The organism is bacterium, assembly GCA_026708055.1.
GTDB lineage: Bacteria > Actinomycetota > Acidimicrobiia > Acidimicrobiales > CATQHL01 > VXNF01.
Genome location: JAPOVS010000052.1, coordinates 63547 through 88173, shown reverse-complemented (window position 1 = coordinate 88173; position 24627 = coordinate 63547). Strand labels below are relative to the sequence as shown.

Here is a 24627-nt window from a genome sequence, read left to right as displayed (position 1 = left end):
GCAACCAGGCGGCCGTGGCACAGGCCGAGGCCGACCTGGCCGCCGCCCAGGCCGCCGCCGAGGAAGCCCGCGCGGATGCCGCAGCCGCACAGGCCGAGGCGGACGAGGCTGCGGACGCCGCCGCGGCCGCCGTGGAGGCAGCCGAAGCACAGGCCGCGGCGACGGCGCCGGCGCCGGAGGAGGCGGAGGAGGAACGCGTCCTGGTGGTCGGTGTCCCGGGTGACATCGAGACGCTGGACACGTGCTGCGCCAACTTCATCCGCGCCCACGAGGCGCTCGAGTTGGTGTACGAGCCGCCTGTGCTCCACAGGACCGTGGAGCAGAACGGCGCCCTCATCGGCGCGGCGGGCGACCTGATGCCCCGCTACTTCGAGTCCTGGGAGGCGCACCCCGACGGGCTCACCTACACCATCAAGGTGCGCCCGGGCGTCCTCTTCGACGACGGCACGGAGGTCACCGCCGAGACGGTGCGCTTCATGACCGAGCGGAACCTCAACACGCCCGGCGGGGCCAACTGGCTGCTGCGGAACATCGCCTTCATCCAGGAGCCGCCGGAGGTTCTCGACAAGTACACCCTCCGGTTCACCTCGTCCGAGGCGAGCCCGATGGTGATGGAGCACTTCTACATGACCTCCTCGGCGATCATCGATCCGAAGGTCATCAAGGAGAACGCCACCGAGGACGACCCGTGGGCCATGGAGTACTTCTCCCGCAACGTGGACAACGCCAGCGGTCCCTTCCGCCTCGTCAGCCGCGTTCCCGACCAGGAAGTCGTCTTCGAGGCGCGCGAGAACTACTCCTTCGAGCCGCAGGCCTACGACAGGATCATCTGGAAGATCATCCCGTCCAACGCCGAGCGCGTGCAGTTGCTGAAGGCAGGGGTCATCGACGTGGCCATCGCCCTGGGCACCGAGGACTTCGCCGCCCTCGAGGGCGCCGAAGGCGTGACCGTGCAGCGGTTCCCGTCCAAGAACCTGGCCTACATGGGCATGGGCAACCAGATCGCCCCGTTCGACGACAAGACCGTGCGCCAGGCCGTGTCCTACGCCGTGGACTACGACGACATCCTGAACAACGTCTACAAGGGCGAGGCCCAGCGCCTCTACGGCCCCATCGCCCCCGGCTCGTACTCGAGCCTGGGCGACAGCATCGGCTACCGGCGTGACCTCGCCAAGGCGCAGGAGTTGCTGGACGGAAGCTCCTACGACGGCTCCACGGTGGTCCTGTCGATCGACTCCGCCAAGGGCGAGCACGAGTTGATCGCCGTGCGCATCCAGGCGCACCTGTCCGAGATCGGCATGGACGTGGAGATCGAGAAGCTGCCCTCGCCGGTCTACGCCGAGCGCAAGGTGGGTGAGAACCGGATGCAGATGTTCATCGACGAGGGTCTGCCCTGGATCGACGATCCGAACTACACCCTGTCGGTGTTCCTGCTGTCGGGTGTGTTCGGCAACTACACCCAGTACGTGAACGAGCGGGTCGACCAGATCATCAACGAGGGCTGGGGAATCCTGGACCGCGAGGAGCGCGCCAGGACCTTCGAGGAGGCCCAGCGCATCATCGTGGACGACGCCCCGTGGGTGTTCCTGGCACTGCCCGACTACAAGATCGCCATGCGCGACACGGTCGAGGGCTTCGTGCTGTACCCGAACGCCATCCCACGCCTCGCCGGCCTGCGACCGGCCGAGTAAGCGACAAGCCGGGCGGCGGGCAGGTGCCCGCTCCCCGGCGGCACAAGTGAAGCGGCGCCCCGCCCGATCCCCCGAGGGTCGAAGCGGGGCGCCGCCGCGTCGCGGTGGTCGCCCGGCCAGCGGCCGCCTTCGCCGAGTGGCCGATGTGGGAGTGGTGGCAGCAGGGGCGCCTGTCGGTCGGCATCGACGATGCCGTTGGCTGGCTGAGCGAACTGGGCGCCACCGGGCGGGTACCTGAGTGGAGCGACAGCGTCCGCACGCGCACGGCCCGGGGGCTGCTGTCGACGCTGCGGGACTTCGGGGTCCTCGCGGGCGTCGCCAAGGGGCACCGCAAGGAGATCGCTCGGCCCGCGATGACGCCCCGCGGCTTCGCTTACGTGGCGTGGCGGGAGCACGAGCAGGGGGCGTCGTCGCGGGCTCTCGCGAATGGCGGCGTCTGGCAGCGTTGGCTCCTGGACGACTCGGCAGTGGAGGACTTGTTCGTCCGGTCGGCTCGCCTGGGGGTTCTGCGCTTCTCTCGCGCCGGCTCTGCGGTGCGCCTCGACTGGTTGGTGGGACGGCTGGAGGAGGTCACCGGTGCGGCTGCATGAGTGCAGAGAATCTCGGCGCGCAGTCAACAGGCCGATGAGCTGGCGGGAGGTCACCGGTGCCGTTGCGTGAGGAGTTGCGCCGGATCGGTGAGCGCATCGAGGCGCACTTCGCCGCCGGGGGTGATCCGCCGTTCGTGCTGTACCAGTACCACCCGAAGCAGGAGTGGGATGTTCGGCGCGACCTGGGGGAACTGCGGCGTTGGCTGGAGTCGCCGCCGCGGCGGGTCGCCTGTGCGGCGGTGTCGCTGGCGGACCTGTTCTGGACGGCGGTGGACGATTCCGGCTACTTCGACGAGTTGGTCGACTTGGAGCGCCGGGCGCGGGAGGCGAACGACGGGGCGGCGGTTCGTGAGGTGTCCGCGGCGGTCGGGGAGATTCTCCGCGAGCCGCCGACGCTCACGGATCGCGTGGTGGAGCAGGTCGAGGGCTGCAACGAGCGAACCGCGGTGTTCCTGTACCGGGCCGGGGCGCTCTATCCCGCGTATCGTACGTCCACGCTGCTCGACGATCTGCGCGGTCGACTGTCCCGACCGGTCACGCTGCTGTACCCGGGCACGCGGATCGGTGAGTACGGTCTGCGGTTCATGGGCCGAGCCGAGCCCGCCTACGGCTACCGGGCGCTGATCGTGCCGAGGGAGACGCAGGCGTGAGGATCGAAGAACTCTTCCGGCGCGACATCCGCCGAACCATCGAGGAGGTCGTCAAGGTCGATGACGCCGACGAGGCCACCATCGCCAACGAACTCGAGGAGTACGTCGCCACCGAGCACATCCTCGAGGAGTTCGAGACGGTGCTCGAGGCCTACCAGGAGTCGATCCTCAGCCCGAACGAGACCTGCACAGTGTGGGTGTCGGGGTTCTTCGGTTCGGGCAAGTCGAGTTGGGCGAAGCTCCTCGGCTATCTCCTGGCGAACCCGCCGGTGGGCGACGGGAGCGCCACCGAGCGGTTCTTCGGTCGCACGCACGCCCCGGCGGTGCAGGCGTCGCCTGCTGCAAGAAGCGCTCGGCGGCCTCACCGTGGCCCGCGGCCGCTCCTTCAAGGTCGACGTGACCGTCGAGGGTGAGGGCGTCGTGGCCGGGGATCTGGCGCTGCACATCGAGGAGGCGACCGCCGAACGTCGTGCCGAACTCCGGGCCGGTTCGCGGGAGAAGGCCGGCGAGAACGTCGTGACCTGGGTCTACGAACTCGCCGAGGACACCTGGGATGCGCTGCGGGACCTTCACCGCAGCCGCAGCATGATCGACAGGCGCGACACCGCCGGCAAGAACGCCACCGAGGTGGAACTTCTCGGCGCCGAACGCGGGCGCGAGGCCCGCCACGAGTCGGCGGCCCTCTAACGGCTCGCACGCGACCTCGCGGCCGGGCAGGTGATCTTCCGCGGGCGCGTCGACGAGGCCGACGGCAGCGACCTTCGCCCGACGGCGCAGCGCCTGCTCGACGAGCGGCTGGACGAGATGTACCCGCGGCTGGGAGAGTTCACGGCGAACCTGCGGCGCGACGACGTGATGCTCGTGCTGCGCACGACCGACCTCGGGACGCTCCGCGAGGGCGGCATCGGCCTGGTCGAGGCAACCCCCGACGGTTGGGTGCTCGTCACCGAGCACGGTCCCCTCGCCGCGCTCGTCGGCGAGGTGCAGAGGCGGGCGTCCTACGGCCACGAGGCCACCGGCGGCTACCTGGCGTCGCACTGTGCCGGTCCGCCGTTCGGCGCCCCCATCGAGGTCACCCAGGCGCTCTGCGCCGACGCCGTGCGCGCTGGCATGGTCGAAGTGATCCACCAGGGTCAGCGCATCTCCGACGCAGGCGACCGCCGCCTCGACGGGGTGTTCGGGACGATCCCCGCGTTCAGGTCCGCGACGTTCGCCAACCCGACGCACTCCGACATTCCACTCGAGCAGCGCACCGACCTCGCCCGGAAGCTCGAAGCCTTCGGCGCGAACGTGACCGGCCACTCGACGGCGGCGCTGGCCGATGTCGTCCGCCGGACGTTCGCGCCGCACCGGGAGCCGACCGTCCGCGTCGCCTCGACCCTGGCGGGGATCGGCGTCACCGTCCCCGAGCCTGTCACGCGCACCCGCGGGATTCTCGACCGCCTGAGCGCCGAGGGTGATACCGAAGTCCTCACGACGGCGCTGGCGACGTGGGCCGACCTGACCGCGGGCCTGGAGTCCGTCACCACCTTGGACGGCTTCCTGGCCGAGCACGCCGACGGTTTACGCGTCGCCCGCAGAGAGGCCAACCGGTCGGTGGACGCATTCCCTGAGGCAGTCCGACACAAGCATTCCGAACTTCAGGATCTGCTCTCGGACAGCGATCTCGCGACTCACGCCGCGACCGCCATCGCCGTCGCGGAGCACCTCGCTGGCGCTCGCGAGGATGCGGCGCAAGCCGCTGCGGACCGCCTCAACGCCGTCTTGGAGGAGATTCGTTCTCGCATCCGATCCGAGTTCAGCGATCTCGACGCAGGCATCCTCGCTGAGGTGTTGGCACAGTTCGACGGGCTCGTTCCGCCGGAGGTTCTGGGAGAACTCGGAGCGTCGGAGTTGGCGGCGCGGGTCGACAGCGCCCGCGCCAGGGCCGGCGAGGCCCGGCGAAAGCTCGAGGACGTTCGCACAGCCGGACGGGTGTCCTGGATCAGTACCGGCGACATCGTGCCCGGACCGATCTCGACCGAGGACGAGATCGAACCTGCCCTCGAGCGCATACGGGAGGCCGTGGCCGACGAACTCGCGGACGGCAGGCAGGTCCGCTTCCAGTGACCCCCGGTCTCGACGAGGCGCAGCGGGGCCGGCTCGAACGACTCGTCGGACGCGGCCGCGCATTCCTTGAGACCGACCTCGCGGCACAGGCCGCCGGGCGGTTCGGCATCGACGCCGACGGCTCGATCGCCGAGGAGGCGTCCCTACGGCTCGACCCCAGCGGACTTGCCGAGCGCCGCGAAATCGTCTCGATCGTCGAGCACCTGCGAAGCGAGGGAGCCTCCCCGAAGGCGGCCGTCGGCCGGCTGTTGCGCGAGGCCACGTTCACGCACCTCAACCGGCTCGTCGCCGTCCGCATCGCCGAAGACCTCGGCCTGCTGCCGCCCTCGCTGGCCTACGGCGACCGATCCCAGGGGTACCGCGACGTGGCCGAACTGGCCCCCCTGCTGGCAGCCGACGACACCAACGGCTACTGGGCCTACCTCAAGATGTGCGGCGACGAACTCGCCAGCGACGTCCCCGCCCTGTTCGATCCCCGCAACCCGCTGCTGGCGCTCGCCCCGAGCGCCGGCGCGGTGCGCGACCTTGTCGGACTGTTTGCCGGCGACGAGGACGCCGACCTCTGGGCTGCTCCTGACTGTCTCGGCTGGTGCTATCAATTCTTCAACACATCCGAGGAGCGCGCCGCCATGCGGGAGGCCTCGCAGGCGCCCCGCGACAGCCGCGAGCTGGCCGTCCGCAATCAGTTCTTCACCCCGCGCTACGTCGTCGACTTCCTCGTTCAGAACAGCCTGGGTAGGCGGCTCCTCGACGCCGACCCGTCGTCGCCCCTGATCGACGACCTGCCGCTGCTCGTCGACCCGCCGACCGAGAGCGGCGAGCCGGTCGATCTCCCCGAAGTCGCCGTGCTCGACCCGGCCTGCGGATCGGGCCACTTCCTGCTGGCCGCCTACGACCTCCTCGAACGAGCCTGGCGACACGCCGGTGTGACGCCCGCTGACGCTGCGAAACACATCGTCGGCTCACTGTGGGGAATCGACATCGATCCGCGCGGCGCCCAAGTCGCATCGGCCGCGCTGCTGTTCCGTGCCCGCCGCTCGTGCCCCGGCGGGCGGCTGCCGCGCCCCAACATCGTCTGCGCCCGATCCCTCCCCGCCACCGCCGCCGGCTTCGACGAGATCCTGGCCGAACTGCCCCGACAGCAGGCGACTCTGGTCCGGGCGCTCTCCGACGCACTCGAAGACGCGCCCGTGCTCGGACCGCTGCTGCGGATCGAGGAACGAATCGAGGACGAGATCCGCGCCTCCATCGCCGGCACCGCCCACGGCCACCTCGCCGCCGCCGTCACCCCCGAGCAGATCACGCATCTCCAGAACGAACTCCTCAATGCCGTGGAGGCCGTCGCCGACGCCACGACCGCAACCCCCGGCGAGCGACTACTGGCCGCCGAAGCCGGCGACGCCGTGCGCTTCGTCACAGCCCTGCTGCGCCGCTACGACGCCGTCCTCCAGAACCCACCCTTCGGTGAACCCGTGCCCGAGACGAAGCCCTATCTCAAAGCGACGTACCCGTGGATGCCCGCGAGAACCTGCGACCTGGTCGCGGCATTCGTGGGGCGCGGCTTGGAACTCTGTCAGCCCGTTGTGGGCTATGTAGGTGCCATCACGTCCCGCGTCGGGATGTTCCTCAGCACGTTCGAGGCGTGGCGGCGCGAGGTCCTGCTCGGTCATCGGCTAATGACATTGGCTGACCTCGGCTACGGCGTGATGACTCAAGCGATGGTTGAGGCTGCGGCCTACGTCGTCCGCCGGGATGACCACGCAGGCGTGCCCGACGATGAAAGGCAGCGGAGCCGCGTCGAGCGGTCACGAGGCCAGACGACTTTCGTCCGCTTGCACAAAGAAATCGATCGACCCGCTGGACTCGCGGCCGCCATCGGTGCCGCGCGATGCGGTGAGGACGACTCTCGGATAGTCCACATGGCTCTGGATGAGTTCGACGCGATACCTGGGTCGCCCGTCGCTTACTGGATGAGCCCGTCGCTCCGCACGCTATTCATGGATCATCCGCCGATCGAGGGCACGGCCGGAAACGTCCGACAGGGCCTTACTTCTGGCGACGATTTCCGCTTCGTGCGGGCGTTTTGGGAGGTCGATCCCGCGCGCATCGCCCGCAGCCGCGCTGAGACCAAGACCAGGAGGCGGTGGGTTCCGTTCGCCAAGGGCGGCGAGTACAGCCCCTACTGGGCGGACGTGCATCTCGTCGTCAACTACGGAAGCGACGGCGAAGAGTTGCGGAATCACGACGGATCCGCGATTCGCAATCCGCAGTACTACTTCCGACCGGGTCTCACTCGGCCCGAGCGAACGACCAGCGGATTCGGACCGAGAATTCTCCCAGCTGGCGCTGTGTTCTCGCACGTCGGCCACGGGGCCTTTCCCGTTCTTGACAAAGGTTCGATGTTGGGCGTGTTGACAAGCCGGCTGAGCGACGCTCTATTGGCTGCCTCGCTTGGATCCGCCGAAAGCACGACGTCAGGGAGCCCGGCGAAGCGGTATTCCGTCGGCGCCGTGCAGCGCCTCCCGTGGATCTCGGGAATCGAGGCGGACGCAACGCTCTCGCGGTCGGCGCTCGAAGCTGCCGAGCTTCACCGGGTCGGAGACCTCGGCGATGAGACGGCGCGGCTCTTCACTATGCCTTCCGTCATGTCCGGACTCGTGGCAGGAATGACGATCCGAGACGCCCCTGTTCGCCATGCAGAAGGCGACGGTCTCCGCCATCTCCGGATCCTCAAGCTGACCAGGGCGATTGACGAGCGCGTGAGCGAGTGGGCGGCACTGGGGTTGGACGGAATCACCTACCTGGACGACGAGGTGGGACCACACCCGGCGTCCTACGGCGAAGCACCCCTCAATCAAGGTGCGCAGGCACCGGCTGGTGATCTGGGAGGACGGGGCGGGCGAGTACGCGGACGTCGCTCCTTCGCTGGTGCCCGAGAGTGCGGGCTTCGCGGCGTTCGAGGGGAGTTGGTACGCGCTGCGGCGGCAGATCGAGGCGGCGGTCTCCGGCGAGAAGTCGCCGACGCTGGTCGTGTACGTGCCAGCCGAGGAGGAGCCGGACCCCTTCGCTGAGGTACGCGACGCCGGTACTCCGTTCAAACTCCGACTGGCCACACTTGTGAAGCAGGCGTATAGCGGGCACTTGGCCCCGGCCAGGATCACGGCGATCGGTCGCGAGGCCCGCACTCTCGGGGAGGCGGAGGCCGCCGCGGAGAGCACGGCGGCCGTCGATGCACGGCTCATCGCGGTGCTCGGCTCAAGCGATCCGATTGGGATGCTCGTCGCAGTGCTCACCGGCTCGGCCGATGAAGCTCTCGACGGGGGCGACCTCTGGGCGAAGGTCGGCGAACTCGCGGCCGACACGGTCGGCGGAGGGGCAGCCGGCTCGGGCGACGAGGTTCGGGAATCCCTGTTCCTCCATGCGGTCCTCTGCGACATCGACTCCGCCACCGACGGGTCGCTGCCGAGTTCGCTCGCGGCCACATGGCAGCCGCCCTCGGCCGCTCAACGCCGGAGCGCCTGCCGGTTGCTGGAACGACTGCGGGCCGCGACCGGGGGCGCCGAGGCGTACCGGCGGCTGGCCGAATCCGCCGACGCCGCGCTGGCGGCGTCCGGGCCGCTCGAGTGGGTGCGCGGGCTCGACGCGGCGGGCGGTACGCCGGCCGTGGAGGAGGCGGCGCTCGCGCATGCGATCGGGCTCCTGCAGGTTCGCGACCGGCAACGCGCGACTGAGAGCGCTGAGATCGCCGATTGCCGCTTACGCATCAGCCCCTGGGTTTCGGATACCGCATCGGGATGGGGGGCCAAGTGGCGCGCCGTGCGGGCCATCGCCGCTCTCCACACGGCTTTTGACGATGCCGAACCGCCGCCGCCGGCAAAGTCGGGGCAGATACTGGCGTGGTACGCCGAGGACGGCTGGCGCGTGGATCGCGCCCACCGCAGGTTGGAGGTCGCACGCACCCGGCTGGCTGCCTTCGGTGCTCTGGAGGACATCTTGACCACGGCGCGCATTGCATACGAGCAGTGGCTCGACGCCGCGCTGCGCCGCTTCGTCACCGCCTTGGCCGCCGAGGCTCTCGACGTGGGCGAGATGATCCGCCAAGGCGAGATCCACGACCGCTTCGTCGCTGGCGCGTCCGGGCGTACGGCCTATGTCTGGGTTGATGCGCTGCGCTACGAACTGGGTGAGGAACTGGCAAGCGCTCTACGACAGACCGGCGCGGCGGTGCGGATCCAGGCCGCGATCGCCGCGGCGCCCACGATCACCTCGGTGGGGATGGCGAACCTGCTGCCCGGGGCCGCGGCAGGGTTGCGGCTCGGGCTCGAAGGCGAGCAACTGCGGGTGAGCGTCACCGGCACGCCGGTGAGCACAGTCAGCCACCGGCGCGACCTTCTCCGGGCCCGACACGGCCGTGTAGCCGATCTTGATCTGAACGAGGCGTCCCAGATGGGCGAAGTGGAACTGTCCGAGAGCATCGGCGATGCCGATCTAATCCTGATCCGTTCCCAGGAGGTCGATGCTGCGGGCGAATCGGGGTTCCTGTCGGTCGCTTGGACCGACTTCGAGACGGTCATCGAACTCCTGGCGAAGCTGACGGCCCGCGTCGCCCGCTGCGATGTGGATCGTGTCGTCGTTGCCGCCGACCACGGCTTCATCGCGCTGAGCAGGGGTGTCGGCGCGGACCGGACCGTCGCCGCCCCATCCGGTGCCGTCGGAACAACCAAGCGGCGGGTCTTCGTGGGCCGCGGCGGCGTGCCGGACGACGCCACGGTGCGGGTTCCCCTGGCCTCCTGCGGCGTGTCGGGTGACCTCGATCTGGTCGTGCCTCGCGGATTGGCGGTGTTCAAAGCCGGTGGTGGCCGCCAGTTCTTCCACGGCGGCCTCTCGCCCCAGGAATTGGTCGTCCCGATCATCGTCGCAGAACTCGGCCACGAACCCGAGCGCGGCGCGCTCAGAGTCACCATCACCGTGGCCGGGCGCCGGATCACCACCGGCGTGTTCTCCGCCGCCCTGACTTTCGACGGTGACCTGTTCACTGACCGGGTCACGGTGCGGGTCGTCGCCGGATGGAGCGGCGCCCCTGTGGTGGCACGGGTCGTCTCCGGTGACGGGTACGATCCGGACAGCGGGTCGGTGACCGTCGCCGCCGGTGAGACCAGCGTACTCACCCTCCAGGTCACCGAGAACCTGACCGCCGGAACCGAGGTGGACCTGCAGGTGATCGACGCCCGCACCGGCTTGGCGCTGGCGTCGGAGCGGGTCGAGGTCGCGGCGCCGGTGACGGTGAAGGAAGACCTTGACTGATTCTGTGATGCAACTCGACCGGCTCGACGGACTCGCCAACGACGCCTTCGCGGGGCGCGTCGTGCGCAAGGACCTCGTCCGCCAAGTCAAGGTGGGCGCCAACGTCCCGGTCTACGTATTGGAGTTCCTGTTGGGCAAGTACTGCGCCTCCGACGTGCCGTCGTCGATCGAGGCGGGACTGGGTGTCGTCAACAAGACCCTGAGGGAGAACTTCATCCGCCCCGAACAGTCCGAGTTGGCCAAGGCGCGGGTCAAGCAGAAGGGCGAGTACCGGCTCATCGACAAGGTCGACGTGCGTCTGCTCGCCCGCGACGACAAGTTCTGGGCGCACCTGCAGAACTTCAACGACAAGTTCGTCCACGTGCCCGAGACCGTCGTCTACAAGTACGACCGGCTGCTCCAGGGCGGCGTCTGGTGCCAGCTCGACCTGCTCTACAACCCCGCCGAGGACGAGGCCCAGAAGCGGCCGTTCTACATCCGGGCGCTCAAGCCGATCCAGGTCGCCGCCTTCGACCTCGACGAGTTCGTCGCCGGGCGCCGGGGGTTCGGCCGGGACGACTGGTTGGACCTCGTCGTGCGCACCGTCGGCCTCGAACCCCGTGAACTGGATCTGCGCGGCAAGCTGCTGGCGCTGTGCCGCCTCGTGCCCATGGCGGAGCGGAACTTCAACATGCGCCTCGAGATTCCCGGGCAACGCGGATTGTTCCACGTAGAACACCGCATTACGCTTCAAACGTGTATCAGAGCGGGGCTTACTGATCATTCCCTCTGTCATCGATCTGCGCCACATCCCACTCCCAGCCCCGGGCCGCTACCAGATCGCGCTTCAGATCATGGGCCACGAAGGACAAGAACAAGTCCTCTCCTTCCGCGCACTGCTCGCCGCTGACAGTTGAGGATTCGAGTTCTCAGCGTTACCGTCCGAGGAACATTCGTCACCAAGCTCACGCGCCTCGGACAACTGCAAATCGGCCCATCTACGAACCCATCCACAAGCCGGATGGCCACCAGCGGCATGAGTGCCTTTCGGGAGGCAAGGTCTCGCCCACCCGACGGGGGTGGAGCGCCGATCAGCGGCGGCGCAGGATGCGGCGGCGTGGGGGCTTGACCGGGGCGGGTGCCGATTTGGCGGCCTGTGCGGTGGCCAGGGCCTCGGCGGGGCTGAACGGTGGGGCGCTGGAGGACTGGACCGGCTCGGGCAGCCGGGAGACGACGCCGGTCACACCGGGGACGCGCTGGAGCAGGACGGCCTCGATGCCGCCGGTGAGGGTGACCATGGACAGCGGGCAGGTGCGGCAGGCGCCGATCATCTCGATCTCCACGACGCCGTCCTCACGGACGCCCAGCAGCGTGAGGTCGCCGCCGTCGGACTGCAGGGCCGGGCGCACGAAGTCCAACGCCCCGACCAGCAGGTCCATGTCGACCGGGCCCGGTTGCTCGGGGCGATCCATCGCTCAGAAGACCTCGATCCAGGTTCCGGCCCCGGCCTCCAGTGCCAGGTCGTAGACCAGTGCCGCGCAGGCGGCATCGAGTGCGGGCATGCCCATGTGGGTCATTATCGTGCGCTCGTCGGCGGATTCACGACCCGGGCGCTCGCCCCCCAGGATCTCGCCGGCGATGTCGGCGTGGATGTCGTCCCGGGTGAGCTGACCCTCCTGGAGGCCGCCGATGCGGCCCACCTCGTCGCCGGTGATCCATTCCAAGTCGCGGCCGTACCAGCCCACGACCCACTTGTCGAAGGCGCGGGCGCACGCCGGGTCCACGTCCCGGAAGCCAGTGGCTGCGCAGACATGAGTGCCCGAGGAGATCCAGGGCTCCATGAGCACCGGCTGCAGCGCCGTGGTGACCACGCAGACGATGTCGGCGCCGGCGGTGGCCTCCTCCACGCTTGCGGTGATGCCGGCCTCGACGCCGAGCTTCTCAGTGGCCTCGTTGGCGAAGCGCGTCGCGGCCGCCTCGTCGATGTCGAACGCCACCACGTGTGTCAGGTCGAACAGCTCGGCCAGCAGCCAGAGGTGCGTGCGCCCCTCATTGCCGCAGCCGATGATCGCCAGGCTGCTGCTGTCGGGGCGGGCCAGGAACTTGGCCCCCACGGCGGCGTGACCGCCGGTGCGCATGTTGGTGACCGACGTCCCGTCCACCAGCGCCAGCGGCATGCCGGTCTCGGTGTCGGTGACGAGATCCAGGGCGGAGATGGCCGGCAGCCCTCGGCGGGGATTCTTGGACCAGCTGCTCAGCCACTTCAGTGCCGCCCGGTCGAGGGGACGGATCAGCGCCGGGAAGGCCTGCACCACGCCGTAGCCGAAGGGCGGCTCGGGGCCGGGCGCGGTGCGGTCGTGCACCCACAGGTTCACCGGGTTGGTCTGGTCGACCAGACCCTCCCCGACCCAGGCGAACGTGTCGAGCACACGCTGCAGGGTCGCCGCCGGCGTGAGCAGCTCCTCGACCTCCTGCCGGGAGACCACCAGGATCTCCCCCGGACCTCGCTCCGGAACGGTCACAGGCGCAACTCAGGCCGACCGGGTCCTGGATTCCGGCCTCCGCCGGAATGACGGTACGCGGACCCGGCCCGGGACGGTCACAGCTCTGCTTCCATCTCCATGAGCGCTCCGGCCGCCGTGCGGACCCGTTCGGCGGCGAACTCCGGCAACGGGCCGTAGGGCTTGCGGGGCATCCCCGGGCGGGCGCCGCCGAGTTCGGCGACGGCCTTCAAGTAGGCGTACTCGTAGCTCAGCATCAGCGGCATGTCGGGTCGGCGGATCGACGCCGAGAGCTGCTGGAGGGCCTCGTAGGCGCGCCGCACCCACGGGTCGGCGTGGTTGCCCTTGCGACACTCGTCGATGAAGCGCGTGGCCGTCCGCATGCCGGCCCAGCAGAAGATGCCGGTGGCGCCGACCGCTCCCAGCCGCGAGCCGTGGAAGAAGGCCGGATCGTTGCCACAGAACACGTTGACCCGCTCGCCGATGGTCAGCAGCACCTCGTCGAAGTGCGGCAGCGCCATGTTGGACTCCTTGATGGCCTTGATGTTGGGCACCTCGAGCAGGCGCTCCCACATCTTCACCGAGATGTTCACCGCGTTCAGCGGCGAGTAGTTGTAGAGCATCAGCGCCATGTCTCCGTCCAGCGACTCGGCCACCGCACAGAAGAAGTCCGCGGCCCATTCGGGGGTGAGCGGCAGGGCGTAGGGGGCGGCCAGCATCGACCCGTCGGCGCCGGCGGCCTCGGCGTAGCGCGCCCGGCGGACGGCCTCCTGCTGGTAGGTGGCCGTCGACCCCACCACGACGGCGACGCCGGCCTCACCTCCGGCCGCCACAGCCGTCTCGCACACCGCGTCGAACTCGCCGGGCGACACATTGGTCATCTGCCCCATCGAGCCGAACACGATGCAGCCGGGTGCCCCCGAGGCGGCCACCAGGCCGATGCTGTGACGCACGCCGTCGAGGTGGATCCGCTCGTCGGCGTCGAGGCTGAGCGGGATCAGTGGCAACAGCCCCTCGAGTGGTTTGCGAGTGAACTCAGGCATCTCTTCCTTCCCGTGCTGCGGCCGGACCGCGACGACGGCGCCGGGGCGCCGTTCTGCCCGAGTCCACCGTTCTAGCGCCCCTCCGATGTCAGGCGCCGGTAGAGGTTCTTCAGTTCCCCACAGCGCCTCGACAGATCGTCGAACTCCACCGCCTCACAGCGGTAGCCGAGATTCTCCATGGCGGCTCGGGAGTCGGCCGTGTACACGACCGTCCCATCGGGCTCGATGCGCTCGACGCCGTCGAAACGGGCCGCGCTGTCGTTGATGGCCACCGCCTCGGGCTCGGTGAGGTCGGGCGGCAGCCGCAACTCCACCGTGCCGGATCCGACGACCGCCGGGTAGCCGCCGGGCAGTCCCATCGGTGCGGACACGTGCGTCGCCAGTGGCTCGGTGCCCACCAGGGCGAGCGCGTTCTTCACGGCCGAACCGGCGTACAGCGAGTTCGGGACGTCGCCGTGCCAGTCGATCGCCTCGGGCCAGGATGACAGTGCCGCGGTCAGATCCACCTGATCGGTGGCGTCGGCGCCGTCGATGGTCAGCCTGAAGTGGTGCGGCACCACGGTGCCGCGGGTCAGCAGCGCGTGCGAACCGACGAGCGACACCTCGATGTCCGCCGCGGGTCGACCGGTGGCGGCCATGACGTACCGCAGCACGCGTGCGGCGCAGACCTCCAGATTGCCCGCGCCCGAAGACGGGCCGTGACCGAACCGCCGCCAGATCGCCACGTTGACGACGTCGGGGAAGGAGGCGTTCACCACGTGCGTGTCGATGCCGGACAGCTCGACCGCACGCGTCAACTGCGCGGCGGGCCAGAGGTGCCACGGCAGCCACATCCCGAATGTGGCGGCCCTGACCTCGGCACGAAGAGCAGGAGCGATCTCCGCGCTGTTCAGCAAGCGGGGCGACTGCACCGTGGCCGAGTGGACGATGGCCTCGGGGCGGACCACTTCCAGCAGTCCGGCCATCGCCTGCTCGTCGCCCAGGTCGACCTGATGGTGCTCGAACCGCTTCGTGTGCCCCTCGATGGCAGAACCCAGCATGGCGATCGCCGTCCAGGACGGACCCCGCCAGGGACTGCGCTTGACGGTGACGACGCGGTCAACCCCCGGTGCCCGCGCCAGGAACTCCAGCGCCCAACCGCCGAGGGCGCCCACGCCCGACACCAGCACCGTGCGCATCAGTGGGCCGCCGGCGGGTGCGTCGGTTGGTGTGGCTGCACGAGCGATGTTCTTACCACGCCCAGGGCGGGATGCGGACATGCGCCCGTGGGCGCCACCCGGCGCGGCGCCCCCGCGAGCTCCGGTCGACGGGTCTTCGGAGCCCGATCGAGGGAGCAACCGGTGGAGGTTCCTAGACTGAGCCGTCGCCGTGCCCGGAACCGGCACGCACGGGCGCCGGAGAGGAGAACCACCGCCATGAACGCCGCCGCATCCACCCAGCCGCTGAGCGACAAGGCCATCGCCCGCGCCAAGGCCAAGACCTTCGCCGTCCTCTCGACCCTGCTGCCGGACGGGCAGCCGCAGAACCACGTCATGTGGGTCGACACCGACGGCACCAACCTCATCATGAACACCGAGGTGCACCGCCGCAAGTACCGCAACGTGGCGGCCGACCCCCGCGTCACGATCCTGCTGCCGGACAACGAGAACCCCTACATCTTCAGCGAGGTGCGGGGCCGGGTGACCGCCGAGATCCGGGGCCCGCAGGCTCGGGAGAACATCGAGGAACTCGCCATGAAGTACATGGGCACCGCCTATCCGGCGCCCATCCAGTCCGAGCGGGTCATCCTCATTATCAGCCCCGAGCGCGTCTACGACCACGAGCGTCCCTGAACGACCTCGAGCATCCACCGGCGGCAGACCACCCCGGATCGGCCGCCGCTTCGGGCTACGACCGTCCCAGCGAGGAGAACAGCATCATGCAGGTATCACTTGTGACCGGCGCTGCCAGTGGGATCGGGGCGGCCACCGCCCGGCGGCTCGCCGCACGCGGCGACGCCGTGGTGTGCGCCGACCTGGACGGTGACGGCGCCGCGGCGACCGCCGGCGGCCTCGGCCGGGCGATGGCGTTCGCGCTCGACGTGACCGACGAGGCCGCCACCGCCGCCATGGTGGAGGCCACGCTCGAACGTTTCGACGACCTGCACAACGTCGTGGCCTGCGCCGGCATGGAACTGCACGGACACAGCCTCGACTTCAGTGTGGAGGACTTCCGCCGGACCGTGGACGTGAACCTCACCGGCTGCTTCCTCACCGCCCAGCACACCGCACGGGCGATGCGCCACAAGGGTCACGGCGGCTCGATCGTGCTGATCGGCTCGATCAACTCGAAGATCGCCCTGCCCAACTTCGCCGCCTACGTGAGCTCCAAGGGTGGTGTGCTGATGCTCGGCAAAGGCCTTGCCCTGGACTTCGCGGCCCACGACATCAGGGTCAACGTGATCGGCCCTGGCGTGATCAACACCCCCATGAGCGCCAACAGCATCGCCGACCCGGTGCGGGGGGGATGGCTGATGAGCAAGACGCCCTTGGGCCGCCCTGGCGAGCCGGAGGAGATCGCCGAACTGGCCGCCTTCCTGACGTCCGAGGCCGCTTCCTTCATGACCGGTGCCTACGTCCCCGCCGACGGAGGCTGGCTGGCCGGTTAGCGGTTCAGTCGATGGCGACATCGACGACCTGGCGCTTGCCGCCGGTTCCGGCGGCGGCGATGGCGGCGAGGGCCGCGGGCACGCCCTCGAGCGGCACCGTCGGGCCGATCAGCGGGCGCAGATCCAGGGCGCCGGACTCGTAGAGGGCGTTGCCGAGGAGGAAGTCGGCGCGGGTGAAGCCGAACGTGGCGATGATGTTGAGTTCGCGCTTGATGCAATCGAACAGGAAGTCCTCGAAATGCAGCGTGGCAGAGCCGTGGACGATGCCCATGAGCACCACGGTCCCGCCCGGGCGGGCGGCGCGCAGCACCGTGTCCACGCTGGAGGGATGGCCCGAGGCCTCGAAAGTCAGGTCGGCGCCGTGCGGAGCGCCGAGAGCCTCCCGGATCGCCTCTGAGGATTCACTCGGCGACATTCCCGAGACGTCGACCGTGGCATCCACCCAGGGCTCGACGGCAGCCAGGTGATCGGCCGCAACGTCGGCTGCGACGATGCTGGTGGCGCCCATGGCCCGGGCCACTTGGCACACCGTGAAGCCGATGCTGCCGACGCCGGAGATGACCATGCGCGAGCCTGCGGCGATTCCCGACCGGCGCATGCCGTGGACCGCCGCCGGCAGCGCCGATGACAGCATCACCGCCTCGTCCAGCGGCGTGTCGGGTGACAGCAGGAACAGGTTGGACTCGGGTACGACCGCGTACTCGGCGAAGCCGCCGTCCAGATCGATCCCCAGGTGGGTCATCCAGGGGCAGATGCTCTCGCTGCCGCGCACGCACCACTCGCAGACCCCGCAGCCCACCACGGCGTCGGCCACCACCAGCGATCCCGGCGGCGGCGTGGCCGGTGAGTCGGCCTCGACGATCTCACCCACGATCTCGTGGCCGAGGATCCGCGGCAGGCCCTTGGTGTCGATCATGCCGGCGGCCATCTGCTCGTGAAACAGCCCGAGCGCCGAGGCGCGCACCCGCACCAGCGCCCAGTTGGCGGGCCGCTCCGGCACGGCGATGTCGGCCATCTCCAACTGGTTCTTGCCGAGCATCAACAAGGCGCGCATGGTCATCGGTATGCCCTCAGCCAACGAAGAACGGGGATGCCGGAGAGCTCAGCCCAGGACGTCTTCGCTGTCGAGCTCCCAGATCAGCTCGCTGTAATGGTCGCCCGCCGGTACCCAGCGCTTGCGGGAGTAGCGGATATTGGGGTTGTACGTGAGCGCGATGAACTCGTCGAGGTCGCAGAAGTTGGACGAGAACTCCACGTCGGGGGCGTTGTCGCGCAGGTAGTCCCCGATGGGGCAGTTGAGTCGCAGGACGTACTTCGCCAGGTTGCCGTCCTCCTCGTAGTAGCGCTCGGTGTCGAGCTTCGGCGACCAGGCGAAGTAGCTCCAGAACTCCTTGAAGAAGTTGTTGAGGCTGAGCGGGTCGCCCTTGGCTCGTGACCGTTCGGCCATCTGCGTGCCCATGTCCTTGCCCTGGCGCCGGCGGGCACGGGAGACCGCCGCCCGTCCCTCCTCCTTGCCGAGCTCGACCTCCATCGCGTCGGCCAGCACCGAGAAGATCTTCGTCTTGGCGTGGAACTCGTTCTCGTTGGCGTCCCAGCCCTGCTGAATGGGGTCGTCGGCGGCGATCTCGTAGTAGCGCTCGAGGTAACGGCGCTGACCGTCGTGGTCGACGGTGCCCCCCTCCTTGGTGCGCGCCAGCCGGTCGCCGGGACCGTCCTCGATGGCGTCGGCCAGGTCCTTCAACTCCGGGTAGGCGATCTCGACCCTGTCGTAGGTGACCATTCCATTCGCTCCTTGTTCAGTCTCGGCGCAGCGCGCTCATTCAGGTTCCTGCCGGACGGGCGCGCCGCATTCTACGCCCGGCAGAGAACGCTGCTCGCCGGCAGCGGAACTAGGTGAAGGTTTCGCCCGGCTGGAAGAGTTCCAGAACGAGCCCGCCCACCTCGCGGGTCTCGAAGTAGGCGAAGCGGCCGCCGTCGGAGACCTCCCCGTAGGAGATCACCTCGTGACCGAGGCCGGTGAGGTCGGCCATGTCCCGGTCGATGTCATCGGTATAGGCGCAGAGGTGCACGACCCCCTCGCCGTGACGCTCGAGGAACTCGGCCTGGATGCCCTTGCCCGCGACCGGCTGCAGCAACTCGAACTCGATGTTGCCCATCTGGGCGATGAGGCCCTTCACCGCCACGTCCGGAGCGTCCTTGCCGTAGATCCTGCGGACGAGGGTGTGAGCCGACGGCCCCTCTTCGAACGGCCCGATCCCGAGGCGCTCGTAGAAGGCCGCCGCCTGGGTGATGTCGCGCACGACGACTCCGATCTGGTAGGTCCGCGACCAGAGGTCAGGGCGGATGCCTCCGGTCGGCGGCTGTGATTCCTCGGACATTGGGCCCCCTTTCGGGTCTCGAACCGGGTGACTGTACGGCCGCAGCGGGCGTCAGGGGCGCCGGGCCACGCAATCGATCTGCACCTTGGCGCCCTTCCAGAGGAAAGCCACGCCGAAGCTGGTGCGGGCCGGGTACGGCACGGCGAACCGCTCGCCGTAGATGCGATTCATGGAGTCCAGGTCGTCCTCGTCGATGAACTGCACGCAGGTCTGCACCACGTCGGCCAGCGTGCAGCCCACCTCAGTGAGGATCTGCGCCAGGTTGGTGATGGCCTGGTGGAACTCGGGCTCGAACCCGCCGGTCACGAAGTCACCGCTGGCCGGGTCGCGGCCGATCTGGCCGGTCACCCAGACGTGGTCGCCGTCGATCCGGACGTGCGGATACGGTCCCCGCGGCTCCGGCGCATCCTCGGTGGTCACGGTGACGTCTGCCATGCTGCTTCCTTTCCAGAGATCGCTACCCCAACCGGACAGCCGCCGACAACCGAGGGTGGGGACGCCGGGGGCCGGCCGGCGGAGCGATTTCGCCAGACGCTCCCGACGACGGCCACCGGCGGCCTCACCCGGACAGCCGCTCTCACGTCAGCCAGCCACCGTCCACGACCAGGACGTGGCCGGTGATGTAGGCGGCGTCGTCGGAACTCAAGAAGTCCACCGCGGCGGCGATATCGGTGACCCTGCCCAGGCGGCCCAGGGGGATCCGCTCGGCCGCTTGACGCTCCAGCACCCCCGGGTCGTCGAGAACCGAGCGTGTGAGGTCGGTGTCAACCGTCCCGGGCGCCACGGCGTTCACCCTGACACCTGCGGGTGCCAGCTCGCGGGCGGCGGCGATGGTGAGCATGCGCACAGCTCCCTTGGAGGTGTCATAGGGCACCATCGGGGTGGTCGAGGCGGTGAATCCCGACGTGGAGGCGGTGTTCACGATGCAGCCCCCGCGGCTTCCCATGGCGCGGGCGGCAGCCTGGATCCCGAAGAACACCCCGCGCAGGTTGATCGACATCAGGTCGTCGAACTCCTGGGGGATCACCTCGACCAGGGGCCGGATCCAGCACACGCCGGCGTTGTTGACCATCGTCGCCAGCGGGGCCAACTCCTCGACGAGCCCGACGGCAGCAGCCAAGGACTCGGGGTCGCGGACGTCGAGTTCGGCTGCGTGGACCGCCAGCCCCTCCGCGGAGAGTTCGGCGGCCGTCGCGTTCGCCGTCGACCCGAGGTCGCCGATGACCACGGTGTCGCCGCGGCGCGCCAACCGCTCGGCGATCGCCCGCCCGATGCCGCGCGCCCCGCCGGTGACGAGCGCGCCCGCCGCCTGCATCATCCCCGTCCCTCCCGATCCTCAGCGAACCGGACACCCGCCGCGCGCGAGGGTGGGGACGCCGGGGGCCGGCCGGCGGAGCGATTTCGCCAGACGCTCCCGACGACGGCCACCGGCGGCCCCGCCCGGACACCCGCCACGATCGCAATCCTCAGTCGTTGGCCACCAGGTCGGTGGAGTACTCGTTCAGCTTGACCCCGCCGTCGGCCGTGCAGACCACGACGTCCTCGACCCGCACGCCCACCCGTCCGGGCCAGAACACCGACGGCTCGATGGTGAAGGTCATGCCGGCCTCCAGGGACGTCTCGTCCTCGGGCGAGATGAACGGTTCCTCGTGCACGTCCAGGCCGATGCAGTGGCCGGTGCGGTGGCGGAACCAGTCGCCGTAGCCGGCGTCGACGATCACCTGGCGCGTGGCCCGGTGCACCGCCGAGGCGGTGACACCTGGTCGCACCGTGTCGATGCCGGCCTGCTGGGCCGCCATGACGACCTCGTAGACCCGCCGGTACTCCTCGCCGGGGTCGCCGATGTGGATGGTGCGACCGAAGTCGGAGCAGTAGCCCTCGATCACGGCGCCGAAGTCGAAGGAGATCCCGCTATCGCCGCGCAGCGCCTGCTGGGAGATCCGCACGTTGGCGTCGCGGGCGTCGCCGGGACCCATCGACCAGACGGCGGTGTCGAACGACCACGTGCGCGCTCCGAGGCGCAGCAGGTGGTAGTTCACCTCCTCGCCCAACTCCAGTTCGGTGACACCGGCGCGGACGCGATCGCTGACCTCGGCCATGGCGGTGTCAGCGAGAGAGCAGGCCCGCTTCATGAGGGCCAGTTCGTCGGGGGTCTTGATCCGGCGCATGCGGTTCACGAGTTTGCTGGCATCCACCAACTCCGCCCCGCCGAAGGCCGCCAGCAGGCGCATGATGGCCGAGCCCCAGGTTCGGGCGCCGACGGCGATCCGCTCGGCGGGGCCCAGAGCGGCCGCGGCCTGCGCGAACAGGGCGTCGCCGTCGTCCATCTCGTCCACGCTGATGACCTCGCCGGGAACGCCTTCGGGGAGGTCGAACTCCACGAAGTTGCGCGGCAGCAGGAAGATCGGGTCGCGCCCGGGCAGCATGAAAGCGCCGGCCACCCAGCCGTGCGTGTAGTTCACGTCGCCGAACGTCGGCACCCGCCTCTGGAGGCCGGTGAGGTACTCAAGGTCGCCCCCGGTGGGGAGCCACGCCAGGTCCACGTCGGCGGCGGCCAGGATCCTGCCGAACGTCGCGCGGCGGGCGGCGTAGCCGGAGGTTCCTTCAACTGTGATGGCGACGCTGGCGACATCCCCCGGGCTGTCTCGCCGGGCGGCGGGCGGCGGTGGCTGATCAGGGACCGCGAGCGCCGCAGCACACGCCGAGTGTCCATCGGGTTGCCCTCCATCAGGATGGGTGCCGCCGCCGGGGTAGTCGCAACCGGTTGCATTTGTCATGGCGAATCTCCGATCAATCCCCGGGCCATCTCGCCGGCCGCTGGGCGGCCGTGGGTGATCACCAGCCGTGGTTTCCGCAGCGCCTGCAGGGAGTCCATGGGGTTCTCCTCCAGCAGTATCAGATCGGCCGCGGCGCCGGGCACCGCCGCGGTGGCACCGCCGAACCCGTTCAGCTCGCGACCGCCAGCCGAGGCGGCGTGCAGGACCGAGCGCCGGTCCATGCCGGCCCGCTCGAGCATCTCCAGCTCGCGGTGGAGGCGCACACCGATGGGGTTCAGATCGGCGCCGGTGGCGATGCGCACGCCAGCGGCGATGCACATCTTCAGCGCCTCGGCGTGGTGGGGCAGAACCTCCCGGGACCGCTCGGCGGCGTGCTTCGGCCATTTCTCGGCCTCGATGTACTCCTGGTCGTGGGTGACGCCCACCGTTGGCACCAGCCAGGTGCCGTTGGCGGCCATGACGGCGGCGGCCTCCTCGTTCAGCATGTAGCCGTGCTCCACCGACCGCCCGCCACGCTCGGAGAAGGCGATCGCCGGCTCGGCGCCGCCGCAGTGTGCCGCCACCGGGATGCCCCGCAGGTTGGCCACGTCCATGACCGCGTCCAGTTCGGCGGCGGTGAACTGCCCCCCGTCGCAGGTCTCGTGCGGGCTGTAGAGGCCGCCGGTAAGCATGATCTTGATCCACTGGGCGCCGCGCTCCAGCTGACGGCGCACCGCCCGGGCCATCTCATCGGGACCGTCGCAGACCAACTCCAACTCCATGCGCGTGTAGTGCCGCGGGAAGCAGGTGCCGTGGCCGGCGGTCGTGCGGATGGCGCGACCCACGCCGGTGACCCGCGGGCCGGGTGACGTCCCGGCCGCATAGGCCCGGCCCCATGCCAGGTCCAACTCGTCGCCCTCGGCCAGGCAGCGCACGCCGGTGACGCCCGCCGCCACCGCACCGGCGAAGTTCTCCCCGGCGCGGATGGTGCGGTCCGGCAGCCCCTCGAAGAACCCCACTCCGGCGTTGTCGTACATGAGGCCGCCGGGATGGGAGTGGCAGTCCCACAGGCCGTACATGGCGGTCATCCCCGAGGCGTCGGTGGTCGGCGCCTCGCGCCCGTCGTCCCGCTCGATCATCCCGTCGTCCACCAGCAGGTCGCACGGGGCCGACTCGCCGGTGGCGACGTCCAGCCAGGAGGCGCCCCGGATCCGCAGCGGCCCGGCGGGGACGCTCATGACCCGTTCCCCCCTGCGCCGTTCCCCGCTGCGCCGTTGCCCGCTGCGCCGTTGCCGAGGTCGATGTCCAGCCCCGGCGGCACAACCGTGGTGTAGCCCTCGATGAGGTCGCGGCGGAGGTCCTCCTCGCTGCGCTCGGCGGGATCGCCGTAGCCGCCGCCGCCGCCGGTGACGACCCGCAGGCGGCTGCCGGCCGGGGCCGGGAAGCGATTCACCTTCAGTACCGGCGTTGATTCCCCGTCGACGGTGATCACCGCGTCGGTGGTGCCGCCCGGCTCGCCGCCGAACAGCCCCCAAGCGCGTGTCGTCGTGCGCTCGAACCACGTGGAGAGGGTGACCCCGTCGGCGAGCACCTCGTACTCACGCACCACGCCGAGGCCGCCGCGCCAGCGGCCGCGCCCGCCGGAGTCGGGGGAGACGGCATATTGGTGCACCCTGATGGGGTAGCGGGACTCGAGGACCTCCACGGGGATGTTCTTCAGGTCGCCACCCCCGTAGTTGATCATCCCGTTGGTGCCGTCGCCGCCGGACCAGGCGCCCCAACCCACCGCCGTGGCCTCACCCGTTACGAACGGATCACCCGTCTCGGGATCCTTGCCGACGAAGAGCACGTTCATCGGATCGGCAGGCTGGGCGGCGACCACCTTCTCGGGCATACCCGACGCCAGGGCGCTGATGAACAGATCGATCATCAGCCCTAGATGCGGGAAGTAGTACTGGCAAGCCGTCGGCTCCCTGGCGTCGAATATCGAAGCCTCCGGCGCCAGCACCCGCAGGTTCCGGAACGTGCCGCCCGTGACCGGAACCTCCGGATTGATGAGGAGCTTGTAGGCCAGGCAGGCGGCGGCAACCGTCTGGGCGAAGCCGCAGTTCATACAGCCCGGTGTCTGCGGCGAGGACCCGTCCAGATCCAGAACCATCTCATCGCCCTCGACGGTCACGGTGGCGCGCACGTACACAGGCCCTCCGCCGGGGCCCCAGCTGTCCATCTGGCCCTCGGTGACGAACGTGCCGTCGGCGATGGCCGCCACGGCCTCGCGGTCGAGGCGCTCGCACTGCTCGAAGACCACCTCGGCCGCCTCCTCGACCGTGGCGCGGCCGAACCGGTCCATCAGCTCGCCGAGTTGCCGCTCACCGGTGCGGCAGGCGGCGATCTGCGCGTGCAGATCACCCCAGATGGATCGGGGCAGGCGGCTGTTGCGGGTGATGAACTGCAGCACGCCCGTCTCGGGCCGGCCCTCCCGGTACAGGTGGGTGGGGCCCAGCCGGTAGCCCTCCTCGTAGATCGACGTGGCGTCGTTCGTCTGGCTGGGATCCTTGGCGCCGATGTCCATCCAGTGCGCCTTGGTGGCGCCGAACCCCACCAACTCGCCGCCGTAGAAGATCGGGGAGAAGACGCTCACGTCGTTGAGGTGGCTGCCGACCAGATAGCTGTCGTTCACGGCGTAGACGTCGCCGGGCCGGTAGATCTCCGGACCGCCGAAGTGCTCGGTCGTGGCGTTGATCGCCGCTTCGAGGCTCCCCAGGAAGATGGGCAGGCCCGGCGCCTGGCCCAGCAGTTCGGCGTTCTGGTTGAACAGGCCCACCGAGCAGTCCTTCATCTCGTAGATGATCGGCGTGTACGCCGACCGCGCCAGGTTGTTGTTCATCTGCGAGGCGATCGAGATGAAGGCGTTGCGGATCACCTCGGTGGTGACCGGATCGACCTGTGGCGGGGCGCCTTGTGACATGGGGATGCTCC

Annotated in this window: 22 protein-coding genes and 1 pseudogene; 11 read left to right on the top strand and 12 right to left on the bottom strand. The window is 69.5% G+C overall.

The genetic code is table 11. The features are described 5' to 3' along the window. From OXG55_11555 to OXG55_11515, 9 genes are all read left to right on the top strand, one after another. Positions 1-1691: ABC transporter substrate-binding protein (locus OXG55_11555; GenBank protein MCY4103872.1), on the top strand; the 1691-nt coding region annotated here is incomplete at its 5' end. A gap of 104 nt (positions 1692-1795) precedes the next feature. Next, the gene (locus OXG55_11550) at positions 1796-2281 is read left to right on the top strand and encodes a DUF1819 family protein (GenBank protein ID MCY4103871.1); all 486 of its coding nucleotides are present in this window, start codon (positions 1796-1798) and stop codon (positions 2279-2281) included. Between the two features lie 56 nt (positions 2282-2337). Continuing rightward, the gene (locus tag OXG55_11545; GenBank protein MCY4103870.1) at positions 2338-2931 is read left to right on the top strand and encodes a DUF1788 domain-containing protein; all 594 of its coding nucleotides are present in this window, start codon (positions 2338-2340) and stop codon (positions 2929-2931) included. Then, positions 2928-3344 (top strand): hypothetical protein, encoded by a 417-nt coding sequence (locus OXG55_11540; protein MCY4103869.1) that lies wholly within the window; start codon positions 2928-2930, stop codon positions 3342-3344. The genes OXG55_11545 and OXG55_11540 overlap by 4 nt, the downstream gene beginning before the upstream one ends. Then, entirely contained in the window at positions 3298-3618 is a 321-nt protein-coding gene (locus tag OXG55_11535; GenBank protein ID MCY4103868.1) for a hypothetical protein, read from the top strand. The genes OXG55_11540 and OXG55_11535 overlap by 47 nt, the downstream gene beginning before the upstream one ends. A 30-nt stretch (positions 3619-3648) precedes the next feature. Next, on the top strand, positions 3649-5040 hold the full coding sequence (locus OXG55_11530) for a hypothetical protein (protein MCY4103867.1): 1392 nt from the start codon (positions 3649-3651) through the stop codon (positions 5038-5040). Then, on the top strand, positions 5037-8111 hold the full coding sequence (locus OXG55_11525) for a hypothetical protein (GenBank protein ID MCY4103866.1): 3075 nt from the start codon (positions 5037-5039) through the stop codon (positions 8109-8111). The genes OXG55_11530 and OXG55_11525 overlap by 4 nt, the downstream gene beginning before the upstream one ends. A 1018-nt stretch (positions 8112-9129) precedes the next feature. Further along, positions 9130-10344: a PglZ domain-containing protein gene (locus OXG55_11520; GenBank protein ID MCY4103865.1), complete on the top strand. Its 1215-nt coding sequence runs from the start codon at positions 9130-9132 to the stop codon at positions 10342-10344. Further along, positions 10337-11233 (top strand): hypothetical protein, encoded by an 897-nt coding sequence (locus tag OXG55_11515; protein MCY4103864.1) that lies wholly within the window; start codon positions 10337-10339, stop codon positions 11231-11233. The genes OXG55_11520 and OXG55_11515 overlap by 8 nt, the downstream gene beginning before the upstream one ends. A 319-nt stretch (positions 11234-11552) precedes the next feature. Here OXG55_11515 and OXG55_11510 read toward each other — a convergent pair. From OXG55_11510 to OXG55_11495, 4 genes and pseudogenes are all read right to left on the bottom strand, one after another. Further along, positions 11553-11762 (bottom strand): annotated as a pseudogene (locus tag OXG55_11510) (NifU family protein). Between the two features lie 36 nt (positions 11763-11798). Beyond that, positions 11799-12845 (bottom strand): ornithine cyclodeaminase family protein, encoded by a 1047-nt coding sequence (locus tag OXG55_11505; GenBank protein MCY4103863.1) that lies wholly within the window; start codon positions 12843-12845, stop codon positions 11799-11801. Positions 12846-12922: 77 nt separating this feature from the next. Further along, the gene (locus OXG55_11500) at positions 12923-13867 is read right to left on the bottom strand and encodes a dihydrodipicolinate synthase family protein (protein MCY4103862.1); all 945 of its coding nucleotides are present in this window, start codon (positions 13865-13867) and stop codon (positions 12923-12925) included. A gap of 71 nt (positions 13868-13938) precedes the next feature. After that, positions 13939-15045 (bottom strand): hypothetical protein, encoded by a 1107-nt coding sequence (locus tag OXG55_11495; GenBank protein ID MCY4103861.1) that lies wholly within the window; start codon positions 15043-15045, stop codon positions 13939-13941. Positions 15046-15207: 162 nt separating this feature from the next. Here OXG55_11495 and OXG55_11490 point away from each other — a divergent pair, with 162 nt between their 5' ends. Together OXG55_11490 and OXG55_11485 are read left to right on the top strand one after the other, a co-directional pair. Beyond that, the gene (locus OXG55_11490) at positions 15208-15699 is read left to right on the top strand and encodes a PPOX class F420-dependent oxidoreductase (GenBank protein MCY4103860.1); all 492 of its coding nucleotides are present in this window, start codon (positions 15208-15210) and stop codon (positions 15697-15699) included. An 86-nt stretch (positions 15700-15785) separates the two neighbouring features. Further along, the gene (locus OXG55_11485) at positions 15786-16514 is read left to right on the top strand and encodes an SDR family NAD(P)-dependent oxidoreductase (GenBank protein MCY4103859.1); all 729 of its coding nucleotides are present in this window, start codon (positions 15786-15788) and stop codon (positions 16512-16514) included. Positions 16515-16518: 4 nt separating this feature from the next. Here the strand turns inward: OXG55_11485 and OXG55_11480 are convergent, their stop codons facing one another. The 8 genes from OXG55_11480 to OXG55_11445 all read right to left on the bottom strand — a co-directional run bounded on the left by OXG55_11480 (position 16519) and on the right by OXG55_11445 (position 24616). After that, on the bottom strand, positions 16519-17574 hold the full coding sequence (locus OXG55_11480) for an alcohol dehydrogenase catalytic domain-containing protein (protein MCY4103858.1): 1056 nt from the start codon (positions 17572-17574) through the stop codon (positions 16519-16521). Between the two features lie 42 nt (positions 17575-17616). Next, positions 17617-18294, bottom strand: a complete 678-nt coding sequence (locus tag OXG55_11475) for an L-2-amino-thiazoline-4-carboxylic acid hydrolase (protein ID MCY4103857.1) — start codon at positions 18292-18294, stop codon at positions 17617-17619. A 109-nt stretch (positions 18295-18403) separates the two neighbouring features. Next, positions 18404-18892 carry a VOC family protein gene (locus OXG55_11470; GenBank protein MCY4103856.1) on the bottom strand — a complete coding sequence of 163 codons (489 nt, stop codon included), beginning with the start codon at positions 18890-18892 and terminating at the stop codon, positions 18404-18406. A gap of 51 nt (positions 18893-18943) precedes the next feature. Then, positions 18944-19327, bottom strand: a complete 384-nt coding sequence (locus OXG55_11465) for a Rid family hydrolase (protein MCY4103855.1) — start codon at positions 19325-19327, stop codon at positions 18944-18946. A gap of 142 nt (positions 19328-19469) precedes the next feature. Then, positions 19470-20210 (bottom strand): glucose 1-dehydrogenase, encoded by a 741-nt coding sequence (locus tag OXG55_11460; protein MCY4103854.1) that lies wholly within the window; start codon positions 20208-20210, stop codon positions 19470-19472. A gap of 148 nt (positions 20211-20358) precedes the next feature. After that, entirely contained in the window at positions 20359-21669 is a 1311-nt protein-coding gene (locus OXG55_11455; GenBank protein MCY4103853.1) for a Xaa-Pro peptidase family protein, read from the bottom strand. After that, positions 21666-22886, bottom strand: a complete 1221-nt coding sequence (locus tag OXG55_11450; protein ID MCY4103852.1) for an amidohydrolase family protein — start codon at positions 22884-22886, stop codon at positions 21666-21668. The genes OXG55_11455 and OXG55_11450 overlap by 4 nt, the downstream gene beginning before the upstream one ends. Next, the gene (locus OXG55_11445) at positions 22883-24616 is read right to left on the bottom strand and encodes a hydantoinase B/oxoprolinase family protein (protein MCY4103851.1); all 1734 of its coding nucleotides are present in this window, start codon (positions 24614-24616) and stop codon (positions 22883-22885) included. The genes OXG55_11450 and OXG55_11445 overlap by 4 nt, the downstream gene beginning before the upstream one ends. Positions 24617-24627: the final 11 nt, after the last annotated feature.

What these genes read in the sequence shown, in the direction of transcription:
- OXG55_11445 (MCY4103851.1), bottom strand. Translation starts at nt 24,616, where the DNA reads ATGTCACAAGGCGCCCCGCCACAGGTCGATCCGGTCACCACCGAGGTG.
- OXG55_11480 (MCY4103858.1), bottom strand. Translation starts at nt 17,574, where the DNA reads ATGACCATGCGCGCCTTGTTGATGCTCGGCAAGAACCAGTTGGAGATG.
- OXG55_11465 (MCY4103855.1), bottom strand. Translation starts at nt 19,327, where the DNA reads ATGGCAGACGTCACCGTGACCACCGAGGATGCGCCGGAGCCGCGGGGA.
- OXG55_11475 (MCY4103857.1), bottom strand. Translation starts at nt 18,294, where the DNA reads ATGGTCACCTACGACAGGGTCGAGATCGCCTACCCGGAGTTGAAGGAC.
- OXG55_11470 (MCY4103856.1), bottom strand. Translation starts at nt 18,892, where the DNA reads ATGTCCGAGGAATCACAGCCGCCGACCGGAGGCATCCGCCCTGACCTC.
- OXG55_11455 (MCY4103853.1), bottom strand. Translation starts at nt 21,669, where the DNA reads ATGACAAATGCAACCGGTTGCGACTACCCCGGCGGCGGCACCCATCCT.
- OXG55_11520 (MCY4103865.1), top strand. Translation starts at nt 9,130, where the DNA reads ATGATCCGCCAAGGCGAGATCCACGACCGCTTCGTCGCTGGCGCGTCC.
- OXG55_11500 (MCY4103862.1), bottom strand. Translation starts at nt 13,867, where the DNA reads ATGCCTGAGTTCACTCGCAAACCACTCGAGGGGCTGTTGCCACTGATC.
- OXG55_11495 (MCY4103861.1), bottom strand. Translation starts at nt 15,045, where the DNA reads ATGCGCACGGTGCTGGTGTCGGGCGTGGGCGCCCTCGGCGGTTGGGCG.
- OXG55_11485 (MCY4103859.1), top strand. Translation starts at nt 15,786, where the DNA reads ATGCAGGTATCACTTGTGACCGGCGCTGCCAGTGGGATCGGGGCGGCC.
- OXG55_11450 (MCY4103852.1), bottom strand. Translation starts at nt 22,886, where the DNA reads ATGAGCGTCCCCGCCGGGCCGCTGCGGATCCGGGGCGCCTCCTGGCTG.
- OXG55_11460 (MCY4103854.1), bottom strand. Translation starts at nt 20,210, where the DNA reads ATGATGCAGGCGGCGGGCGCGCTCGTCACCGGCGGGGCGCGCGGCATC.